We start from the raw sequence: 404 nt of genomic DNA, 5'->3' as shown, positions 1-404 counted from the left end.
AGAATAATTTTTAATCTTTGCATTATAATGATTATATTTTATACTTAAATCCCCTAAAGAACTTAAATCTTCTTTGTTGTATTTAAAATAATAAAGTAGATTTTCTTCTCTTGCTTCAAATGAAAACTCATTATTTTCTTTTGCACCTAAAAGAAGTTTTTCATAAAAAAATATTCTTGTGTTAAATTTTTTAAATTTAATATCATATTCTTTTTCTATTCTTTTAATATCAAGCAAAGAATCATTTTTAATAAATATATCACAATGGTTATCATAAATATGGATTAAATTTGACATTGATGAAGCATTATTTAAAAAGATAATTCTTTTGTTTTTGTCTTTATTTTCTAAGATGAAATGGTTTAGGTTTTTAGAATGAGAAGTTAAGAGATTGGGATTTTGTT

At 20.3% G+C, this 404-nt stretch carries 1 pseudogene; it reads right to left on the bottom strand.

The annotated features are described in order from the left end of the window. Positions 1–404 (bottom strand): annotated as a pseudogene (locus B6S12_RS10905) (hypothetical protein); the annotation flags it as partial.

Source organism: Helicobacter valdiviensis (assembly GCF_003245365.1).
Taxonomy (GTDB): domain Bacteria; phylum Campylobacterota; class Campylobacteria; order Campylobacterales; family Helicobacteraceae; genus Helicobacter_D; species Helicobacter_D valdiviensis.
Note: the sequence above shows the minus strand (reverse complement) of the source record. Positions and strands in the feature narration are given on the sequence as shown.